Below are 21,581 nucleotides of genomic sequence, written 5' to 3'. Positions count from 1 at the left end.
CGAAGGCCGTGTCGGAGCATTCCGATACGGCCTTTTCGGTTTTCCGGTGCCAAGTCGCCCGCACCCGGGCCGCCGTACGGATCAGAACTCCTCGTCTCCTCCCCAGTCCGGTACGAGCGACTGCTCGGCCCAGATGGTCTTGCCCGTGGGCGTGTACCGGGTACCCCACTGCTGCGTCATCTGGGCGACGAGGAACAGGCCCCGGCCGCCCTCGTCGTCACTGCGGGCATGACGCAGGTGGGGCGAGGTGTGCCCGGTGTCGGAGACCTCGCAGATCAGGGTCCGGTCGCGGATGAGCCGGAGCTGGATCGGGCCGGAGGGAGCGTGCCGGAGGGCGTTGGTCACCAGCTCGCTGACCACCAGCTCGGTGGTGAAGGAGAGTTCCCCCAGCTCCCATTCGCCGACCTTCTTGGTGGCGGCCGCGCGGGCGAAGCTCACCGCCTCCGGGTCGGCGGTCAGGTCCCACACGGCCACCTGGTCGCTGCCGAGCATGCCCGTACGTACGAGAAGCAGCGCCACGTCGTCGTCCACCGAACCGGGCAGCAGCGTCCGCACCGTCCGGTCGCACAGCTCGTCCAGCGGGCGCCGGTGGTCGGCGAGGACCGAGCGCAGGCCGTCGAGCTGTTCGCCGAGGTCCCGCTCGCGGCTCTGCACGAGGCCGTCGGTGAACAGGGCGAGGAGGCTGCCCTCCTCGAGTTTCAGCTCCGCCGTCTCGAAGGGCAGGCCCCCCAGGCCGAGCGGCGGGCCCGCGGGCAGGTCGGGGAAGGTAACCGAGCCGGCCCCGGGGTCGACCACCGCGGGGGCCGGGTGGCCGGCCCTGGCCATCCGGCACAGGCCCGACACCGGGTCGTACACGGCGTACAGGCAGGTCACGCCCAGCGCCTCGTCGTAGGGCATCGTGTGGCCGCCGACGGGGACGGCTCCCTCGTTCGCCGCCTGCGCGACCAGGTCGTCGAGCCGGGCGAGGAGTTCGTCGGGGGCCAGGTCCAGCCGCGCGAGCGCCCGCACGCTCGTGCGCAGACGGCCCATCGTGGCGGCGGCCCGCAGACCGTGACCGACCACGTCTCCCACGACCAGGCCCACCCGCGTGCCCGACAGCGCGATGACGTCGAACCAGTCGCCGCCGACACCGGCCGTGTTGTCGGCGGGCAGGTAGCGGTGCGCCAGCTCGACTCCGGTCAGCTCGGGGAGGCTCTGCGGCAGCAGGCTGTGCTGGAGCATGAGGGCCGCGCTGTGCTCGCGGGTGTAGCGGCGGGCGTTGTCGATGCTCACGGCGGTCCGGGCGACGAGTTCGTCGGCCACGGCGAGCTCCCCGGCGTCGAACGGATCGCGGCGCCCGTCCCAGGCGAACGTCACCACACCCAGCGTGGCGCCCTCCGCGCGCAGGGGAACCGCCAGCCGTGCGCGCGGCGGCGGCCCGCCGGGGCGTTCGGAGGGGTCTTCCCGCACGGAGCGGCCCGAAGCCAGGCAGCGGGTCTGCGGGGAGTCCGGCGGGTAGGCGATCCGCGGCCGCTCCCCGGGGGCCAGCGGGGCGCCCGGTCCGCCTTCCGGCCTCCGGACGCGGACGAGGCGGCCCGCCGGAGCGATTCCAGGGGCGGGCGATTCGCCGTCCAGCACGTCCTCCAGCAGGTCGACCGTGACCTCGTCGGCGAACTGCGGGACGGTGACCTCCGACAGCTCCCGCGCCGTACGGGCCATGTCGAGGGTCGTGCCCACCCGGCCGCCGGCCCGCACCAGGAGATCCAGCCGCTGCTGCGCGAGGTAGCGGTCGGTGACGTCCATCGTCTCCTCGCACACCCCGAGCGTCGCGCCGCCCGCGTCCCGCAGCCAGTAGTACGAACACGACCAGACGTGGTCCCGTTCCGGGTCGAAGGGCGGGCGGCCGCGGTACTGGAGGTCGATGACGGGCTCGCCCGTGGCCATCACCCGCCGCATCATCTCCTCCAGCGTCGGCGGGTAGCCCTCGGACAGCACCTCGCCGTGGGTGACCATCTCGTCCGGGCCCAGCCCGCTGTACTCCGAGGGCCCCATCTCGTGGCGCAGCGCGGCGTTCGTCCACACCACCCGCAGGCCGCTGTCGTAGATCGCCAGGCCCACGGGCGACTGCGTGGCCAGCCCCCGCAGCATCGCCTGCAGGGCCTCCCACTGCTCCGTCTCCCCGGCGTCGGCCACCACCAGCAGCCGGGCGGGCCCGGTGCCGGCGGGCGACAGCGGGAGCATCGCCGTGGCCACCCGCAGGACTCGGCCGTCGCGGTGACGCATCCGCAGCACCCGGCGGCTGACGGACGCGGTGTCCGGCGGGCCCGCGGCCGTCCCGGTTCCGTCCGGCCGGCTCTCGTGCGCCTCGTCCTCGCCCCCGTCCTCACCGCCCACCAGAAGGGCGGCGACGGGCTGCCCGAGCACCTCCTGCGGCGGATGTCCCAGCAGCCGCTGCGCCGCCGGGCTCCATCCGACGACCGTGCCGTCCGCGTCCAGCACGGCGGTGGCCGCTCTGGAGACGTCGAGGGGACCACCGAGGCCCGCGTCGCCTGCTGCGTATACCGAGGTCATGGCACCTGCCTTGTCGGTTCCGCCCAGCGGGCGGCGAGCAGAAGCGCGATGTCGTCCAGCCGGTCCGCGGCCTGCCTGGCTTCCCGGATCAGACGGTCCGCCGTCGCGTTGAGGGAGGACGAGCCGATCTCGGCGAAGGTGGCGCGCAACCGCTCGATGCCCAGGTCGATGTCGATGCCCGGCTGCTCCACCAGCCCGTCGGTGAACAGGGCGAGGACGGCTCCCGGTTCGAGGTGCAGTCCGGTGACCGGGTACGTGGCCTTCGGGTCGACGCCCAGCACGATGCCGCCGGCCAGGTCCAGCACCTCCGTACCGCCGTCGCTGTGGCGCAGCAGCGGCTGGGGGTGGCCCGCGCGTACGGCCTGCGCGGAGCCGGAGACCGGATCGAGGACGATGTAGCAGCAGCTGGCGAACTGGCCGGGGTCGATGTCGATGAGCAGGCGGTTGGTGTTGCGCATCACCTCCTGCGGGGCCTGTCCGGCGAGCGCGAAGGCCCGTACGGCACTGCGCAGCTGGCCCATCGTGGCGGCCGCGGCGACGCCGTGCCCCTGGACGTCGCCCACCACCAGCGCAAGTCCCTTACCGGTGTCGACGACGTCATACCAGTCGCCTCCCACCTCCATCCCCTGGGTGCCGGGCAGGTACCGGGCGACGGTGCCGACGTGCTCCATCACGGGCAGCCGGTGCGGCAGCAGCGCGCTCTGGAGACCGCGGGCCAGCGCCGCTTCGGTGTCGTAACGCTGGGCCCTCTTGAGGGCCTGGGCGATGAGCCCCGCCAGAGCGGTGAGGACCGTACGCTCCTCGGCGCTGAAGCCGCGCGGCTGGTCGAAACCGAGGATGCAGGAGCCGACGGGACGGCCTGAGGCGATCAGCGGCAGGAAGGCCCTGGCCCCGACATGGGAGTCCATCGGGATTCCGGGGTAGGCGGCGGCCAGGTGCTCCATCGACTCGAAGAACAGGGGACGGCCCGAGGTGAGCGTCTCCACACCGGGCAGCCGGGCGTCGAGCGCCACGCCGTCGAAGCGGTCGAGGAAGCCCTGGGGGAACCCCGTTTCCCAGGACAGGTAGAGGTGCCTCTCGTTCAGCAGGTAGATCGCCAACTGGCGGCCGCCGAAGGCGGGCAGCAGCTCCTCGGTGACCACGGCGGACACCTGGCGCGCGGTGACCGCCTCGGTCAGCGCGATGGCCAGGGCGACCGGGCGGTACAGCGCCGACGCGCGGTCGGCCGGGGAACCGAGCCCGACGCCCGGCCTGGCGACCGACCCCGGCGTGTACGCGGGCTCGTCCGCCGGGGCGAGCGTGGCGGTCAGGCCGCCGTGGCCCGGATAGAGGGAGACCGACAGCCACTCCTGCGGCCCGGGCGCGCGCCGGGCCTCGAAGTGGACGTCCTTGTCGGACAGCAGCGCGGCCCTGAAGTGCTCCTCGTAAGCGGGGTGCCCGAACCACGGCAGGACCTCCCACAGGACCCGGCCCATCAGATGGGACCGCGCGTGGCCGAGCAGCGTCTCAGCGCTGCGGTTCAGGTAGGTGACCCGCCCCACCCGGTCGAGCGAGAGGATGGCGCGCGGCAGCCGGTCGGTCGCCTCCGCGACGACCGGACCGGTGCCGAAGTCCACCAGGAACCCGGTCAGCCGGCCCCCGGGGCCGCCTCCGGGCGGCCGCGCGCGGGCGGATAGTTCGAGCAGGTGGGGACGTCCGTCCGGGCCCCGCAGCCGCATCCTGCGCGTCGCGGGAGCACCCGACTTCGCCACATGACGGGCGACGGCCCACAGCCCGTACGCGTCCTCGGGAGCCAGCCGCGCCGCCAGAGCGCCGATCGTGCCGGGAAACGACCCCGGGGGAGTGCCCAGGATGGCGCACAGCTCGTCGTCGGCCGTCACCGTGCCCGCGGCCAGGTCCCAGTCGAAGTTCCCGATCCGGACCGGCGGCGTGGTGACCGACGGCAGGTGCACGCAGACCGGCTCGCCCTCCCACTCCACCGCGTGCCCGGCCGCGCGGAGCCGGGCGAGATCGCCGGTGAGCCGCTCCCCGGCCTGCCGCATCCGGCGTCGGTCCGTCTCGTCCACGGGCACCCCGGTGGTGGCCGCCCGCAGCACCACCAGTACGCCGAACTTCTCGCGGCCGTCGGCGAGGGGCACGTACAGCGAGCCGAAAGGGAACGGCAGGCCGGCCATGAGCTGCGGGAAGCGGCGCATGGCCTCCTCGGCGTCGCCGAGGTGGACGGCCCGGCCCGAGCGGTACGCCTCGGCCACCGGGAACGGGCGGTTCACGTGCATGCGCCACCAGGGCCGGAACAGCCGGCCGGGCAGTCCGCCCAGTACCGCCATGCGCAGCAGGCCCGGTGTGCGGGAGCGCAGGTAGACGCCGCCGGCGAATCCGCCGGCGGACTCGATCGCGTTCACCGCGGCTTGGGCGAGCACCAGGGCCAGTTCGTCCGGAGCTTGGCCGTCGCTGTTCGCGCTCCCGGTTGTCGCCCCGCTCTCACTCGGCGGTGCGGGCCCGGCCGCGCCGTACCAGGTCACACAGCAAGGATGCTCCCCGGCTGCGGTGCCGCGCATCTTCGCGTCAGCCGGCCGCCGGGTTTTCCGCCGCCGCGGACGCCGGCAGGTGGCCCTGCCGGGCGGTCAGGGCGGTCGCCAGCTGGGCGCGCGAGCGGACGTCCAGCTTCTGGTAGATGCGGGTCAGCCGGGCCTCGACCGTCTTCACACTCAGGTACAGCTTGGCCGCCGCCTCCTGATTGCTGGCGCCCTGGCCGACCAGCAGGGCGAGGCGCAGCTCCGCGTCCGTGAGGGACGACAGGTTCTCGCCGCGCGCCGGGGCGGGTTCCGCCGTACGGGACGACGTCTCCGTGGTCAGCCCCAGCCAGGGCACCGCCCCGGCCCGTTCGAAGACGGCGGCCGCGGCGTGCAGCGCGCTCTGGGCCGCCGACCGCCTGCGGCGGCGGCGCTCCACGCGCGCCAGTGCGATCAGGGCCCGGCCGCTCTCCAGCGGCAGGCCCGCCGCGGCGAAACTGTCCGCCGTGCGCGACAGCAGATCCGCGGCCTCGTCCGGTTTGCCGCTCGCCGCCAGGTACAGGGCGTACGCCCGGTCGCAACCGAGGAGCACCGTCGTACGGCCGAGGCGCTCGGCGACCGGCCGTACGCCGGCCAGCAGCGCCGCGGCCTCCTCCGGGGCGTCGTTGGCGAGCAGTGCCTCGGCCAGCTCCTCGTGCCAGCGCAGCATGGACGGGTCGACGGTCGACTGGGCGCGCTCGTCGGCCTGTACCCGGCGCAGGCTCTCCAGGGCGGACGCCACGTCGCCGTTGATCAGCTGGACCCGGCCGAGCGCGTACCGGCTGCGGGAGAGGAAGACGTGGTCCCCCTCCTCCTCGGAGGCCCGGACACTGCGCCGGGCGTAGCTCGCCGCGCGCTCGAAACTGCCGCCCGCCGTCTCCGCGAGGGCCAGGGCGTACCAGGCGGGCCCCGGTGAGAGACCCGCCTCCAGGGTCAGGGCCAGCGACCGGCCGGCGTGCGCGAGCGCCGTCGCGCACTGGCCCTGCCGGGCGCCGATCTCGGCGAGCGTGCGGAACAGCTCGATGGCGTCCTCCACCGGGCCGCGGCGCTCGACCAGCGGCAGCAGGGCGTTGACCTGGTCGCGGGCGTCGGTTAGCCGGTCGTCGAACAACGCGTGGCGGATCGTGAGTATCTGCGCGGCGTTACGGATGCCGAGCGGGCGCTCGAACACCTCCAGGGCGCGCGCCTCGGCCAGCACCCGCTCCGCGTCGGGCGAGCCCAGGACACGGTCCATGCGCGCCTGTACGGTCAGCGCCCTCGCCGCGGTCCTGCGGTCGCCGACCGAGCCGGCCAGCGCGGCGGACTCGACGGCGGCGGCGCGGGAGCGTACGGGATCGCCGTCGGCGAGCACGTACTTCACCGCGAGCCGCAGCTGCACGGCCGCGCGCAGCGCCGTGTCGCCCTCGGAGTCCTCCATGGCGTGGACGTAGATCTCCTCCAGGTCGCACAGGCCCTGGCCCGCCGTGTCCAGCACCGCGAGGCGCGCGCGGACCCGGTCGGCCGGTGCGGCGTCGCGGGCGAGCAGGTCGGTGGCCGCGCGCATGGCCAGGTCGGCGCGGGCGGCGCGGGCCGCCTCCTCGGCCGCGTCGACCAGCCGGGCGATCCGCTTGGCGCCGTGCTGCACGGGTGTCGATTCGGCTGCCAGGAGGGCCAGTTCGGCGGCCAGCGCGCTGTTGCCCCGGCGACGCGCGACGTCGGCGGCGTCGGCGACCTCGGCGGCCAGCGCCCCGTCGGGGATGTCGGTGGCCAGGGCCCGGTGGCGGACCTCCTCGACGGGGTCATCGACGACCCGCGCGAGGGCGGCGTGACCGGCGCTGCGCTCGGTCCAGCAGGCGTCGTGCACGAGTGTCGACGGCAGTACGCCGGCTGTGAAGCCGACCGTCCCGTCCTCGTCGAGGGAGACCAGGTTCGCCCGTTCGGCGGCGGCCAGATCGGCCTCGGCGGTGGGGCGGCCGGCCCGGCGTATCAGTGAGGCCGTGGGGCGCAGGGCGAGGGCGGCGAGCAGGAGCGTGGCACGTACGCCGGGCGAGGCGGCGCCCAGGAGCTGGCGGGCCAGGTCGCGGGCGCGCCCGGACAGCGACAGCGCCTCGGCGTGGTGCACCGGCGTCCGGGCGTCGGCCAGCGAGCGGCCGACGGCGAGGGCGAGGCGCGGATTGCCGCCGCTGGCCCGGTGGATGCGGCCGGCCATCCGGGAGGGCAGCCGGTGGTGGATGAGGAGTTCCGCTATCTCGTCGGCCTGGAGCGGCGGTACGAACAGGACGTCGGCCTCGGAGGGGACCCACAGGGGTTCCGGGCCGGCCGCCGGGTCGGGTCGCGGCGTACCGCCTTCGGAGGGCTCGGAGCCGTACGGGGACGGGGTCTCGACGGCCAGGACCCGCAGGGCGGGCGGGGCCAGGTGCAGGGCGAAGCGGACGAGGTCGGCGCTGGTGTCGTCCACGCGCTGCACGCCGTCGATGACCAGCAGGACCGGTCCGCGCGCGGCGAGGGTCCGCAGGATCTGGGCGAGGCCGAGCCGCAGGGCGATGGCGTCCCAGCCGCCGTCGGGGATGAGTGCCTCGCGGCACAGCATGGCGACGGCGGTCCGCTGCGGGCCGGGGAGCCCGTCGAGCAGGTCGTACGTACCCGGTCCGGCCGGGTCGCCCGGCCCGCCGGGGCCGCTGTGGGCGGTCCCGGCGGCCGGCCAGGACACGCAGGCCGCCACCGAGGCGACGAGGGCGGCGGCGGCAGCACCCGGTATGTCACGGTCGGCGGGGAGGGTCGCGAGCCAGATCACGGCCTCGCCGCGGGACTCGGCGCGCGCGGCGGCGGCCAGGGCGAGTTCCGTCTTGCCGACCCCCGCGGGGCCGGTGAGCAGGGCGCGGCCGCGGGAGTGCAGGACCCGTTCGAGCCGTGCGAGGAGCTCGGCCCGCCCGACCGGCGCGGGCCGGTACACCGCCGACGTCACGAACCCACCACCACCCTTTGGCGCGCGCGAGCCCTCTGCCCGTGCGAGCAGAGAATACGAAGTCGGCAGCCGCCGTCCAGACCACTTGTCCGGCATGCGGACAAACGCCGCGCGGGGCGCGCCCGCGATATGCCGCGGACACGCCCCTGAGCTGGGGTTATGCGAAGTTTCTGGGTGCTCAGAAGGTGAGACTCCAGCTGTCGATGTAGCCGGTGTCACCCGATGCCACGTCGCGGACCTGAAGCTTCCAGGTGCCGTTGGCGACCTCGCTGGACGCGTCGACCGTGTACGAGGCGATGACGTTGTCGGCGCTGTCCGAGGACGACGACGCCTTCAGGTTGCGCACGGTGCCGTCCGGAGCGACCAGGTCGACGACCAGGTCGCCGCGCCAGGTGTGCTTGATGTCTACGTCGACCTTGAGGGCGGCGGGGGCGTTGCCGGTGCGGCCGGTCACGGCCAGCGAGGAGGCGACGGTCGCGTTGTCGTTGATCGTCACGTCCGCCGCGTTGGTGAAGGTGGCGCCGCCCGGGGTGGTGGTTCCGGTGACGGCGTTCACGGTCTTCGTGGTGTCGGCGATACCGGAGCCGCAGCCGCCGGTGCAGGTGCCGGGCAGCGGGCGGGCGTTGGCCTTGATCGCGGACTCGATCTCGGCCGGGGTGAGGGTGCTCTTGGCCGACTTCAGCAGCGCGGCGAGACCGGCGATGTGCGGGGCGGCCATCGAAGTGCCCTGGTAGGGCTTGTAGTTCTCGGTGGACTGGGTCGTGGTGCCCGAGTTCAGCGTCGAGAGGATGCCGTTCTCGGGGGTGGTGATGGTGCCGGGCGTGTCCGTGGCGCGACGGGTCTCGCCGCCGGGCGCGGAGACGTCGATGCTGGTGCCGTAGTTCGAGTAGAACGAACGGTTGCCCTCACGGCTGGTGGACGCCACGTTGATGACGCCGGAGCAGTTGGCGGGCGTGAAGCCGGAGGCGTTGGCGTTGCTGTTGCCCGCCGCGACGACGACGGTGGTGCCGCGCGAGACGGCGCCGTTGATCGCGGTCTGGTAGACGCTCGGGCAGGTGGCGCTGGCGCCGCCGAGGCTCAGGTTGATGACCTTGGCCGGGGTCGCGTTGGCCGTGACGCCCGGGACGGTGCCGCCGGACGCCCACGTGATGGCGTCGGCGATGTCCGCCGAGGAGCCGCCGCACTTGCCGAGGACGCGCACGGGCTGGATCTTCGCGCTGTACGCGATGCCCGCTACGCCCTTGGTGTTGTTGGCCGTGGCGCCGATGGTGCCGGCGACGTGCGTGCCGTGCCAGGAGGAGTTGCTCGCCTTCGAACCGGTGCCGCACTCGCCGTCGGTGGCGTTCCAGTCGCCCTCGTCCTTGGCGTTGTTGTCACGGCCGTTGCCGTCACGGGCGTCGGCGGAGGAGGAGATGAAGTCGTACCCGGCGACGACGTTGCCGGCCAGGTCGGTGTGGGCGGCGTAACCCGTGTCGATGACGGCGACGGTGACGCCGCTGCCGGTGGTCTTGTCCCAGGCGCCGGGGACGTTCATGCCGCCGGTGGCCTCGAACAGATCCCACTGCTTGGCGTAGTCGGTGTCGTTCGGCGTGACCGCCATCGCGTAGGCGCGGATGTCGGGCTCCACGGACGCGACCGAGGTGTCGGCGCGGAAGGCGGCCATGACCTCGCTCAGGTCCTTCTTCGACGCCTCGCCGCCCAGGTCGACCAGGGCGGCGCCGCCGGCGAGGCGGCGCTCGAACGACAGGCTCTCGCCGGTCTCCTTGCCCTTGGCGGCGGCGTCGGTCTTGGCGGCGGCGTTGGAACCGGCCTCGGCTGCCTTCGACTTGTAGGTGACGATGACCTTCTCGACCGGGGCGGCCGGCAGTTCGGTCATGGCCTGCGAAGCCGGGGCGGGCTTCGGGGAGGGGCCCGCGGCGGCGGCGGACGCCACGGTGGAGGTGGCAACGACGCCGGCGATCGTGGCGGTCGCTGCCACGACGGATATGAGTCTCCGCCTGGAACCGTTCAAGGTGTTCCCTTTCATGACGTACGTGCGGAGCGCCTGGCGGGCGGCGCGGGAGCCACGCGTGGCGTGGGGGCCACTGGTGCGCGGTTCCTGGGCCGGGTGAGCCCGTGCGCCGCCGCCGGCGCTACGACCCTGGGTCAAGGCCGTCCCCGGCGTACCCCGCCTTCTACATGCACCTGACAGTCACTTCAGGAGACGGGATTCGCCGGTGCGGCAGACAGTAGGGAACGGCGAGATGAACTCGATACGGGGAAAACCCTTGTCGCCCCCGCGAGGGGTGAGGGCGGGTCTGGCCGGGGGTCCGCCCGGGGGTGGCTGTAGCGTCGGTCCCCGGTATGGACATCACCCTGTGGCAGTGCGCGGCGCTGGCCGCCGCGTCGGCCCTGGTCGGCTTCTCCAAGACGGCCGTCAGCGGCGCCAACACGGTCAGCCTCGCGGTCTTCGCCGCCGTGCTGCCGGCGCGCGAATCGACCGGCGTACTGCTGCCGATCCTCATCGCCGGGGACCTCATCGCGGTCCTCGTCTACCGGCGGCACGCCCACTGGCCGACGCTGCTGAGGCTGTTCCCTGCGGTCGCGGTGGGGGTGGTGGGGGGCGCGGTCTTCATGCTGTGGGCCGACGACGACGCCGTACGCACGTCGATCGGCGCGATCCTGCTGCTCATGGCCGGGGTCACGCTGTGGCGCCGCCGCGCACCGGCCGGGGCGGGGCCCGTGGCCGGGTCCGGGTCAGGCCCAGGTGCTCCCGCGCCGCCCAACCCCCCGGAGGCGGACGCGGGGCCGGGCGGTGGCCGCTTCAAGGCCCGTTCGTACGGTGTGCTCGGTGGGTTCACCACGATGGTCGCCAACGCGGGCGGCCCGGTCATGTCGCTCTACCTGCTCTCCGCGGGCTTCCAAAAGCTCGGCTTCCTCGGCACGTCCGCGTGGTTCTTCCTGATCGTCAACACCTCGAAGGTGCCGTTCAGCGTCGGTCTGGGGCTGATCGACGGGCGGTCCCTGCTGCTGGACGCGGCCCTCGTGCTGTTCGTCGTCCCGGGCGCCTGGCTCGGACGCGCGTGCGTCGACCGGATCAACCAGCGGCTCTTCGAGCGGCTGGTGATCGCGGCCACCGTGCTCGGCGGCCTTCAGCTGTTGCTGCGCTGATACGTCGCACGTGCCGTGGCGGGCGAAATGGTGCGCATGGGGCGTCCCGTAGCGAGAGTGGAGACGTAATCCCACCCCTTTCACGCTGGGAGAGACCATGGCTCAGATCAACCGACGCGACCTCGGCCTGCTCGTGCTGCGCGCGGGCACCGGCGTCGTGCTGGCGGCGCACGGCACGCAGAAGCTGCTCGGCTGGTTCGGCGGCGGAGGCGTGGAGGGCACCGCTACGGCCATGGAGCACATGGGCTTCAGCCCCGGACGGCAGAGCGCGGTGGCGGCCGGGCTCGGCGAGGCGGGCGGTGGGGTGCTGCTGGCCCTCGGGCTCGCGACTCCTGCGGCTGGCGCGGCGGCGGCCGGAGCCATGGCCGGGGCCGTCGCCGTACACGCGCCCGCTGGGTTCTTCGCCCAGTCGGGCGGCTACGAGTACCCCGCGTTCCTCGGCTTCACCGCGGCCGCCATCGGCCTCGCCGGGCCCGGCCGCTACTCGCTGGACCACGCCATGGGCCACCACTTCGACCAGCCCTGGACCGTGGCACTGGCCTTCACCGGGTGCGCGCTCGCGGCGGCCGGTGTCCTCACCAAGCGCCGCAAGGCACAGACGGAGGACGCGGCCGGCGACGCGACGTAGACATCGCGCGGGCGCCGTGTCCCGTGCGGGCGGCCGACCGCCGTGGCGGCGCCCGCCACGTCCGCGGCGCCCTCGCGGCGCCCGGTGCGACGCGGGCGGCGGCCTCGTGGGAACAGGTGCCGGGGAGTCAGGCCGCGCCCGGAGAGCGCGCGGGCGGCAGCGTGGGCGGGGGTGGCACCATCGCCCACCGGATCGTCCGGGTCAGCGCGTGTCCGGTGAAGCGCACGCAGGTCTTCTCCAGCGCCGGCAGTCGGGGCAGCCCGAGCGGCTCGCGGGCCCAGGGCGGAAGCATCGCGACGGCGTTCGCGGCCAGAACGGCGTAGGGCGCCCGGGCGATCCGCGGCAGGGGCGGACGCAGCAGGATGTAACGGGCCGCCTCGCGGGCCTCCGGTGTGGCCCGCAGCTCGGGCCGGTAGGCGTCCAGCCGGGCCGCCAGTTCGGCCCGGGTGCGCGGCGGGTCGCTCACGCCGAGCGCGGCCGCCACCCGCGACGTATCGCTGACGTACGCGTCACAGCCGTCGGCGTCCAGTGGATGGGCACCGTAGAGCTGGTGCGCACGCAGGAAGCTGTCGACTTCGGCAACGTGGACCCACATCAGCAGATGCGGGTCGGCCGCGTGGTACGGCTCCCCGGCGGCGGTCGTCCCTCTCACCCGTTCGTGCACGGCCCGGACCTGGTCCACCGCCTGCTGCGCGTCCTGCGCCGTGCCGTACGTCGTCACCGCCAGGAACGTACTGGTGCGCTGGAGCCGGCCCCACGGATCGCCCCGGTAGCCGGAATGGGCCGCGACGGCGGCCATGGCGAGCGGGTGCAGCGATTGCAGCAGCAAGGCACTCAGTCCGCCGATGAACATCGAGGCATCCCCGTGCACCGCACGGATGGGCCTGTCCGGACCGAACCAGCGCGGCCCCGGAGTGCCGTGAATGCGCGCCCGCGTGTCCGCGCCACGGGGACCGGCGACGCGGCTGAACAGGTCGCTGCCGATCCGCGAGCGCAGGGACGAGAGGACAGGCGGGGACACGTCCATACGACCAGTATCCGTCGGCGGGAATCCTTGCCCAGGACGGCCCAGGACGGCCCGGACAGCGCATACGCCCCGGACGCCCGACCGGCCGGGGCAACGGCGGGTGATGGAGGCCGTACGGCGCGCTGGAAAGACGCGCCGCGCCCGCGCCGGATCCGCAAGCGTGCTTCGATTGAGAATGTTGCACGTGTGACATAAGTGGCCGGCCCCGGGGAACCCGGAGGTCGGCCCGGGGCCCGAGGGGCTCCGGGCACCACAGTGAGGCACACCTGTGAGGGAGAGGACCGTGAGCGTTCCTGATCCGTTGCCCGCCGCCGGCCGGGGCGGTGCCGTATGTGCGGACTGAGCGGAGAGATCCGGTTCGACGGCGGGCGCCCCGACATCTCCGGGGTCGAACGCATGACAGACCGGCTGGCGGCGCGTGGTCCCGACGGACGGGGGCTGTGGTCACAGGGCGCGGTGGCTCTGGGGCACCGCAGACTCAAGATCATCGACCTGTCCGAGCACGGCGCCCAGCCCATGACCGATGCGGAAAGCCGGCTCACCGGCGTCTTCAACGGCTGCATCTACAACTACCGTGAACTCCGCGGGAAGCTGGAGCGCCTCGGGCACCGCTTCTTCTCCACCTCGGACACCGAAGTGCTCCTCAAGGCCTACCGGCAGTGGGGCGCAGACTGCGTCGACCACCTCCTGGGGATGTTCGCCTTCGCCCTGGTCGAGCAAGACACCGGGCGTCTGGTGCTGGGCCGCGACCGGCTCGGCATCAAGCCGCTGTACCTGGCCGGGGAGACGGGCCGGCTGCGATTCGCCTCGTCCCTGCCGGCGCTGCTCGCGGGCGGCGGGGTGGACACCTCCCTCGATCCGCAGGCGGTGCACCAGTACCTGAGCTGGCACGCCACCGTGGCCGCGCCGCGGACCGTACTCGCCGGCGTGCGCAAACTTCCCCCCGCCACCGTCCGGACCGTGGAACCGGACGGCAGGCACCAGGACCACTGCTACTGGCAGCCGTCGTACACCCGAAGACCCGAGCACGCGGGCATGGACGCGGCCGACTGGTGCGACGCGGTACGGGACGCGCTGCGCACGGCCGTACGCCGCCGCATGGTGGCGGACGTGCCGGTGGGCGTCCTCCTGTCGGGCGGCCTGGATTCCAGCCTGATCGTGGCCCTGCTGGCCGACGAGGGTCAGGCGGACCTGGCGACCTTCAGTATCGGCTTCGAGTCGGAGAACGGGGAGGAGGGCGACGAGTTCACCTACTCGGACCTGGTGGCCAAGGAGTTCGCCACCGACCACCACCAGCTCATGGTCCCCTCCGACCGCGTGTCCGCCGGCCTGGACGGGGCGATCGCGGCCATGAGCGAGCCCATGGTCAGCCATGACACGGTCGCCTTCCACCTGCTTTCCGAGCAGGTCGCCAAGCAGCTGAGCGTCGTACAGAGCGGACAGGGCGCGGACGAGATCTTCGCCGGCTACCACTGGTACCCCGACCTGGCGGCCGCCCCGCGCGAGCGGGAGCCCGAGACGTACGCCGACGTGTACTTCGACCGGCCGCACGCGGACCTCGCCCGGATGCTGCAACCGCACATGCTGGCCGGCCACGACGTCTCCGGCGACTTCGTCCGGGCCCATATGGCGGAGCCGGGCGCCGAGACCGCACTCGACGCGGCCCTGCGGCTGGACACCCACGTCATGATGATCGACGACCCGGTCAAGCGCGTCGACAACATGACCATGGACTGGGGCCTGGAGGCCCGCGTGCCGTTCCTCGACCACGAGCTGGTCGAACTGGCCGCCGCCTGCCCGCCCGGGCTCAAGCTCGCGCAGGACGGCAAAGGCGTGCTCAAGGACATCGGCCGTCAGGTGCTGCCCCACTCGGTCGTCGACCGGCCCAAGGGGTACTTCCCGGTCCCCGCGATCCGGCACATGGCCGGACCGGTCCTCGACCGGGTGCGCGAGGCGCTGTCCGCTCCCGAGGCCCGGCGGCGCGGCATCTTCCGCGAGTCGTACGTGAGCGAACTCCTGGCGGCGCCCGACACCCACCGGACCAAGCGGGGAGCCAACGCCCTGTGGCAGGTAGCTTTGCTGGAGATATGGCTCCAGACGCACGGAATCCGCTGATCGAAGAGCGGCGCGGGCGACAGCCGCGGACCGCTCCCGCCGCACCCGCCCGGGCCGCTGCCGTGCCGACCGGCACGCCGGGGCCGCCGGGCCGCCCCGCGTCCGGCGGGCCTCCGCCGTTCACGTCGACGGCGCCGGCCACGGTGCCGCTGCCGGACGCCCGGGGGCTGAGGGACGCGCCGGCGCCGCTGGTGGTGCACGGCTGCTGGTACCCGTCGGCCGACCCCACCGGCGAACACGTGGCGTTCATCTGCGACCGCGGCGGCGTCCCGCAGCTGTGGACCTCGACGGCCGACGGCACCGAGGCCCACCTCCTGGACTCCGATCCCGACCCGGTGACGGAGGTGTCCTGGTCACCGGACGGGCACTGGATCGCGTACACCTCCGCCCCGGGCGGCGGCGAGCACACCCGGGTGCTCTGCGTACGCCCCGACGGCACCGGCCGCAGGGTGCTCGCGGGCGCCGAGCCCGGCCAGTTCGCCCACCTGGGCTGCTGGACCCGCGACGGCGCGGCGCTGGCCGTCACGGTCGCCGAACCGGCCGCCGCACCCCTCGAACACGGCCCGGCCGCCCACGTGCCGGACGAAGCCCCCACCGACGTGTACGCGGCTGCCCCGCCCCCGGGCTGGGCGGAGCGGGACGGCCGCGCGACCCTGCTCGGCGCCGGGGGCCGGGGTGAGGCGGGACCGGCAGCCCCTCCGGCGAACGGCGGGCTGGCCGCCTACCTCGTCGACCCCGAGGGGACGGTCGCCCCCGTCCTGCTGGCCGCCGAGGCCGGGGCCGCCTCCCTGCGGGTGTGCGACATCAGCGCGGACGGCCGGCTCGCGCTCCTGCGGCACGGGCCGCGCGGACGGCGTGAGGCGATGGTGGTGCGGACCGCCGACGCGCGGACCGCCGGCGTGGTGCCGGTGGCCGACGGCGATCCGTGGATCGGCCGCTTCGCACCCGACGCGCGGACCCTGTGGCTGCGCAGCGACGCGGACCGCGAGTTGCCGGTCCTCCTGGCCGCCACGCTGGGTGCCGACGGCGAGTGTCTGGGCCTTCGCGCCGCGGCCGAACGCGAGGCCGCGGGCCTCGAACTGCTGACCGTCTGCGCCGACGGCACCTCCGCCGTACTGGCCTGGAACGTGCACGGTGCCAGTGAGCTGGAAACGGTCGCGCTGCCCGGCGCGGGAGACGGCGGCGCGTCGTCGGCCCGGGCCGTGCCGCTGCCGCACGAAGTCGTCACCCGTATCGCCGCGTCAGGCCCGGACGGCATGTTCCTCGCCCTCTCCGGTTCCCGGCGCAGGCCGGGCGTGTGGCGGCTCCCCGACGGCGCGACGCCCGTACGCACCGGGTGGTCCGCGCGCGACGAGGACGCCGCGCCGCCGGGACGCCCTCCGGTGCGGCCCGAACCGGTCCGCCTGCGGGCCCGCGACGGACTTCCGCTCGGCGGCTGGTACTACCGGGCGCCGGGCCGCGATCCCGGCCGCCCGGCGCCGTGCGTGATCCACCTGCACGGCGGGCCGGAGGAACAGGAACGGCCGGTGTTCAATCCGCTGTACCACGAACTGCTCGGACGCGGACTGGACGTCTTCGCGCCGGATGTCCGCGGCTCGTCGGGCTGGGGCCGCTCCTTCGTGGACGCCGATCTGGGCACCGGGCGGTTCGCGGCCATCGACGACGTCGCGGACTGCGCCGCGCACGCCGTCGGTGCCGGACTCGCCGACCCCACGCGGCTGGCGGTGATGGGACGTTCGTACGGCGGCTATCTGGTGCTGGCGTCCCTGGTGTGGCACCCGGACCTGTTCCGTACCGGGGTCGCGGTCTGCGGCATGTCGGACTTCGCCACGTTCTTCGCCGGGACCGAGCAGTGGATCGCGCAGTCGGCGGCGGCCAAGTACGGCCATCCCGAACACGACCGGGAACTCCTGCGGGCGCTGTCCCCCATGAGCCGCGTCGACGCCCTGCGGGCCCCGCTGCTGGCCGTCCACGGTGAATACGACACGAACGTCCCGCCCGGCGAGTCGGAGCAGATCGTACGAGCGGCTCGCGAACGGGGCGTCCCGGCGGAGCTGCTGCTGCTGCGCAACGAGGGGCACGACTTCCTGCGGGCGGACAACCGGCGGCTGTTCCGCCGCGCCGCGGCCGACTGGATGGAACGACACCTCAACGACTGAGCCCGGCGGACGACGGGCCCGGCGGGCCGCCACCGGGAGGTGGGCCGCTTCCAGGCGTGGGTGAGCCGGGCCCTCACCCCGTGCGGAAAGCCTGGCGGTACGCCGTGGGGGAGACCCCGATGGTGGCGGACAGGTGCTGGCGGAGCGAGACGGCGGTGCCGAAGCCGGCGTGGGCGGCGACCTGGTCCACCGGCAGATCGGTGGTCTCCAGGAGCCGCCGGGCGTGCTCGACCCGTTGCTGGGCGAGCCACTGGCCGGGCGGCATTCCCACCTCGTCCCTGAAGCGCCGGCAGAAGGTCCGCACGCTCATGCGGGCGTGCTCCGCCAGCTCGGCGAGGGGCAGGGGCCGGTGGAGCTGCCCCAGGGCCCATGCGCGGGTCGGCGCGGTGCCGGCGGTCGACGGGCGCGGTACCGGGCGCTCGATGTACTGGGCCTGGCCGCCCTCCCGCCACGGGGGTACGACACAGAGCCGGGCCACCCGGTTGGCGATGTCGCTGCCGTGGTCGCGGCGTACCAGATGCAGGCAGAGATCGACCCCGGCGGCGACACCCGCCGCCGTGAGGACCTGACCGTCGTCGACGAACAGGACGTTCGCGTCGACCTGGATCTGCGGGAAGGCCCGCTGGAAGTGGTCGGCCTCGTTCCAGTGGGTGGTGGCGGGACGGCCGTCGAGCAGGCCGGCTGCGGCCAGGACGTAGGAGGCGGTGCAGATCGAGACGATGCGCGCCCCGGCGGGCAGCAGCCCGAGTGCCTGGGCCAACTCGTCGGAGAGCCACTCCCGTTCCTCGCCGGGGCCGCAGGTGAAGGGCGGCACGACCAGGGTGTCCGCGCGCCCGAGTGCCTCGCTCCCGTGGGCCACGGCGATGGTGAAGTCGGCGCTCGTGGTGACGGGCCCGCCGTCCAGGCTGCACGTGGACACCTCGTACAGCGCCTCGCCGTCGGGGCCGGTGGCGGTGCCGAAGATCCTTACGGGAATGCTCAGTTCGAAGGGATAGACCCCTTCGAGGGCCAGGACCACAACACGATGCATGGCAAGATCCTTTCAAGTAATGGCAATCTTGCCACTCGTTCCTGTCGCCGGAACGCGCAAACCTTGATCCGGGCGGGCCGGAACCGGCCCCGGTGAAAAGGGAGATGACGATGCGTGCGATCGGTCAGGATGAATTCGGCGGGCCAGCGGTGCTCAAGGTCGTCGAGGTGGAGCGCCCGGAACCCGGGCCGGCCGAGGTGCTGGTGCGGGTGCACGCGGCGGGAGTCAACCCGACCGACTCCTGGCACCGGGCCTCCGGCGGGCTGGCCGGCGCGGTGATCCGGCTCGGCTGGGACGTCTCGGGCGTGGTCGAGGCGGTCGGCCTCGGGGTGACCACGCTGGCCCCCGGCGACGAGGTGTTCGGCATGCCGCGCCACCCTCTCCCGGCGGGCACGTACGCGGAGTACGTCACCTCCCCCGCCCGGCACCTGGTCCGCAAGCCGGCCCGCCTGACCCATGTGGAGGCCGCCGCGCTGCCGTTGGCCGCGCTCACCGCCTGGCAGGCCCTGGTGGACGTCGCGGACGTGCGGCCCGGCCAGAGAGTGCTGATCCACGCGGCGGCGGGCGGCGTCGGCCACCTCGCCGTACAGATCGCCAAGGCCCGAGGCGCGTACGTGATCGGCACGGCCCGCTCGGCGAAGCACGACTTCCTGCGCGGCCTCGGCGCGGACGAACCGGTCGACTACACCCGGACCGACTTCGAGACCGCCATCGAACCGGTCGACGTCGTCATCGACGCGATCGGCGGCGCGTACGGGCCGCGCTCGCTGCGCACCCTCCGCCCGGGCGGCGTACTCGTAGCCCTCGCCTCTCCGGCCGAGGCGTACCTCGCCGACGAGGCCCGTCCGCTCGGCCTGCGCGCCGCCTTCATGGCGGTGGAAGCGGACCACGCGGGTATGCGGGAGATCGCCGCGCTGGCCGGGAAGGGGCTGCTGCGGCCCGAGATCGACACGGTCTTCCCGTTGGAGCACGCGGCCAAGGCGCACGAGCTCGCCGACGGCCGGCGCACCACCGGCAAGATCGTCCTGTCCGTCACCGACTGACCCCAGGGAGCTCCCGATGACCGATTTCGTCCTCGTACCCGGCGCCTGGCACGGGGCATGGACCTTCGAACCGCTGGCCCGGCAGCTCCGGGCACACGGCCACCAGGCGTACCCCCTCACGCTCACCGGAGTGGGGGACCGCAGGCACCTGATCAGCGCCTCGGTCAACCTCGACACCCATGTCGACGACGTCGTCAACGTCCTGACGGACCAGCAGGTCACCAACGCCGTGCTGGTCGGCCACAGCTACGGCGGCATGGTGATCACCGGCGCCGCCGACCGCGTCCCCGGGCGGGTGGCCGGGCTGGTCTACGTCGACGCCGTGGTTCCCGGGGACGGGGACTCGTGCTGGTCGCTCGTCACCGAACGGGAACGCGCCTGGTACCTCGACGGCGCGGGCGAGACCGGCTACACCAGCGCGCCGCTGCCCTTCTTCGACGCCCGGGCCACCCCGCACCCGCTGGCCTCCCTGCTCCAGTCGATCCGCCTGGAGGGCGGTCTCGACCGGTTCCGGAGCCGGGACTACGTCTACGCCACCGGCTGGGACGGGCGGTCCCCGTTCAGCGGCCTCTACGAACGGCTCCTCGGCGACCCCGCCTGGCGCACACACGCGGTGGCGTCCGGTCACAACGTGATGGGGGACGCTCCCGACGAGCTGCTGAAGATCCTCCTGACGGCCGGGCGGGACTAGGCCGCCACCGGGAGGCCGGCCGGGGTCGCCCCAGGGTGGTGCAGGGCGCACGATGGGGGGAGGAGCGTTCCGGCAGCGGGGGCGGGACACGCGCCCGCCCGTCCGTGCCGAAGCCTTGAACCGACGAGACGAACCGGAGGTGGGGGCGATGACCACATTCATGGACGTCCACCACGGAATGAAGGGCATCACGTCCGACGAGCTCTCGGCGGCCCACCGGGCCGACCTGGAGATCGAGGCGGAGGAAGGCGTGCACTTCGAGAGGGCCTGGGCCGACCCCGAGGCCGGAGTCGTGTACTGCCTCTCCGAGGCGCCCTCCGCCGACGCGGTGCAGCGGGTACACGAACGAACCGGTCACCCGGCTTCCGAAATCCACCCCGTGCCGCTGTCCGTCTAGGACCTGGTCCCCGACCGCCGGGGGCCGTGCGCGGTCGGCGGGCGACGAAGCCGAGCGGCACCGGCAACGGTGAAGGCCCTCCCCGGCGTCGGCACTTTCCAGGGGGCGTCCGCGGGGGAGGGCCCTCACGCGCGGGTGCCGCGTCGTGCCGGTGGTGGGCGCCCGGCCGGTTCAGGTGACCGGTCGGTCCGGGCGGCCCGGTCAGCCGGCGACCGGCCATTCCAGCGGTTCGTTGTGGAAGCCGCGCGTCACTTCCACGGCGGTGGGCTTCTGGCCCTCCGGGATGAGGAAGGCGGTGCAGATCTTTTCCGACTGGCCCGGGCTCAGCTTCTTCTCGGTGTCCGGCTCCGGGCAGTTGGGCCACTTCGCCGCGCCCAGCATCACGAGCAGGGCGCGGGTGCGCAGGCCGCTGTCCGCCCTGATGACGAGGTCGTCGTCCATGTCGCCGACCTCCATGGCCGGGCCGCTCTTGTGGGTGAGCGTCGACCAGACGTAGACGGGTATCTGCGGACCGTCCTCCTTGTCCTTCCTCAGCCCGGAATTGTCCATGTCGGCCTTCGTGCCGGTCCGCACCTCGGTCGGCGTGACCGTGTACTTGGCACCGGACGACTTCTGCATGTCGCTTTCCTGCTCCGGGCCTTCCTCGCCCAGGCGGAAGGTCTTCTTCTCGTCCGCGTTCGTACCGGAGCCGGACGCCTGGGAGCCGGAACCACCCCGGTTCTTGCCCGACCCCAGGTCGTTGCAGCCGGTCAGCGCCAGGGCGAGGGCCAGAGCACCCATCGCCGCCGGTACGGCGCGAGTCCACGTACGCATCGCATCTCACTTTCCCCGTTGGATGTCACCGTTCGCCCGGCCGGGGCAAGTCGCCCGCACGGCCGGACCTTTGACGTGCCGCCAATCCTGCCAGAGAAGGATCTTCGATTCGCGCGGGGGTGGGGTCGCCCGCGGGACGGTGGGACACGGGGCGTATCCGGCTGATGGGCGGGCGATAGAATCCCGGGTTTCCCGCTGGGAGGAAAACTGTCGTGACGGTAGTAGACATTGGCGCTCAGTGGGGTAGGGTTTTCCTCGTAGCCAAGACAGCGAGTGAGGCGCGGCAGAGACGAACTGCCGCGCATGCAGGTTCAAGCGAGTTGTGGCACGGCGGCGGAACCTCAGGGCCGGATGTATGCGGGGGTCCTGAGGTTGGCGGCCGGGCCGGACGGCCCAGAGGGGCGGATTGTGGCACGGCAGTGGAGCAACAGGGCCGGACGCATGCAGGGGTCCTGTCGCTGACTGCCGGGCCGGCGGCCCAG

At 73.6% G+C, this 21,581-nt stretch carries 14 protein-coding genes; 7 read left to right on the top strand and 7 right to left on the bottom strand.

What is annotated here, in order from left to right:
• Positions 1–81: 81 nt before the first annotated feature.
• The 4 genes from AS594_RS05505 to AS594_RS05490 all read right to left on the bottom strand — a co-directional run bounded on the left by AS594_RS05505 (position 82) and on the right by AS594_RS05490 (position 10,024).
• The gene (locus tag AS594_RS05505; protein ID WP_069933386.1) at positions 82–2,550 is read right to left on the bottom strand and encodes a SpoIIE family protein phosphatase; all 2,469 of its coding nucleotides are present in this window, start codon (positions 2,548–2,550) and stop codon (positions 82–84) included.
• Positions 2,547–5,108 carry a SpoIIE family protein phosphatase gene (locus tag AS594_RS05500; protein WP_079148275.1) on the bottom strand — a complete coding sequence of 854 codons (2,562 nt, stop codon included), beginning with the start codon at positions 5,106–5,108 and terminating at the stop codon, positions 2,547–2,549. The genes AS594_RS05505 and AS594_RS05500 overlap by 4 nt, the downstream gene beginning before the upstream one ends.
• A gap of 7 nt (positions 5,109–5,115) precedes the next feature.
• Positions 5,116–8,046: a helix-turn-helix transcriptional regulator gene (locus tag AS594_RS05495; protein ID WP_069933388.1), complete on the bottom strand. Its 2,931-nt coding sequence runs from the start codon at positions 8,044–8,046 to the stop codon at positions 5,116–5,118.
• Between the two features lie 178 nt (positions 8,047–8,224).
• The gene (locus AS594_RS05490) at positions 8,225–10,024 is read right to left on the bottom strand and encodes a S8 family serine peptidase (protein ID WP_240508946.1); all 1,800 of its coding nucleotides are present in this window, start codon (positions 10,022–10,024) and stop codon (positions 8,225–8,227) included.
• 365 nt (positions 10,025–10,389) lie between these two features.
• Here AS594_RS05490 and AS594_RS05480 point away from each other — a divergent pair, with 365 nt between their 5' ends.
• Together AS594_RS05480 and AS594_RS05475 are read left to right on the top strand one after the other, a co-directional pair.
• Positions 10,390–11,196, top strand: coding sequence for a sulfite exporter TauE/SafE family protein (locus tag AS594_RS05480; protein WP_069933390.1), 807 nt, complete (start codon positions 10,390–10,392; stop codon positions 11,194–11,196).
• Positions 11,197–11,293: 97 nt separating this feature from the next.
• Positions 11,294–11,824 carry a DoxX family protein gene (locus AS594_RS05475; RefSeq protein WP_069925940.1) on the top strand — a complete coding sequence of 177 codons (531 nt, stop codon included), beginning with the start codon at positions 11,294–11,296 and terminating at the stop codon, positions 11,822–11,824.
• A gap of 127 nt (positions 11,825–11,951) precedes the next feature.
• Here the strand turns inward: AS594_RS05475 and AS594_RS05470 are convergent, their stop codons facing one another.
• A complete protein-coding gene (locus AS594_RS05470) occupies positions 11,952–12,851 on the bottom strand; it encodes an oxygenase MpaB family protein (RefSeq protein WP_069933391.1) in 900 nt (299 codons plus the stop codon).
• Positions 12,852–13,181: 330 nt separating this feature from the next.
• On the opposite strand from AS594_RS05470, the gene AS594_RS05465 reads away from it, so the two are divergent.
• Together AS594_RS05465 and AS594_RS05460 are read left to right on the top strand one after the other, a co-directional pair.
• The gene (locus tag AS594_RS05465) at positions 13,182–14,966 is read left to right on the top strand and encodes an N-acetylglutaminylglutamine amidotransferase (RefSeq protein ID WP_069933392.1); all 1,785 of its coding nucleotides are present in this window, start codon (positions 13,182–13,184) and stop codon (positions 14,964–14,966) included.
• Positions 14,939–17,125, top strand: a complete 2,187-nt coding sequence (locus AS594_RS05460; protein WP_069934973.1) for a S9 family peptidase — start codon at positions 14,939–14,941, stop codon at positions 17,123–17,125. The genes AS594_RS05465 and AS594_RS05460 overlap by 28 nt, the downstream gene beginning before the upstream one ends.
• Before the next feature lie 73 nt (positions 17,126–17,198).
• Here AS594_RS05460 and AS594_RS05455 read toward each other — a convergent pair whose 3' ends face one another.
• Complete coding sequence (locus AS594_RS05455; protein ID WP_069933394.1) at positions 17,199–18,155, bottom strand: GlxA family transcriptional regulator; 957 nt, start codon at positions 18,153–18,155, stop codon at positions 17,199–17,201.
• 110 nt (positions 18,156–18,265) lie between these two features.
• Here AS594_RS05455 and AS594_RS05450 point away from each other — a divergent pair, with 110 nt between their 5' ends.
• From AS594_RS05450 to AS594_RS05440, 3 genes are all read left to right on the top strand, one after another.
• A complete protein-coding gene (locus AS594_RS05450) occupies positions 18,266–19,198 on the top strand; it encodes an NADP-dependent oxidoreductase (protein ID WP_069933980.1) in 933 nt (310 codons plus the stop codon).
• Positions 19,199–19,214: 16 nt separating this feature from the next.
• Entirely contained in the window at positions 19,215–19,889 is a 675-nt protein-coding gene (locus tag AS594_RS05445) for an alpha/beta fold hydrolase (RefSeq protein WP_069933395.1), read from the top strand.
• 148 nt (positions 19,890–20,037) lie between these two features.
• Positions 20,038–20,286 carry an SCO4226 family nickel-binding protein gene (locus AS594_RS05440; RefSeq protein WP_069933396.1) on the top strand — a complete coding sequence of 83 codons (249 nt, stop codon included), beginning with the start codon at positions 20,038–20,040 and terminating at the stop codon, positions 20,284–20,286.
• 201 nt (positions 20,287–20,487) lie between these two features.
• Here AS594_RS05440 and AS594_RS05435 read toward each other — a convergent pair whose 3' ends face one another.
• Entirely contained in the window at positions 20,488–21,099 is a 612-nt protein-coding gene (locus AS594_RS05435) for a hypothetical protein (protein WP_069933397.1), read from the bottom strand.
• Positions 21,100–21,581 lie beyond the last annotated feature (482 nt).

Origin of the sequence: Streptomyces agglomeratus, assembly GCF_001746415.1 — a bacterium.
GTDB classification, from domain to species: domain Bacteria; phylum Actinomycetota; class Actinomycetes; order Streptomycetales; family Streptomycetaceae; genus Streptomyces; species Streptomyces agglomeratus.
This window is presented reverse-complemented; position numbering and strand designations above follow the sequence as displayed.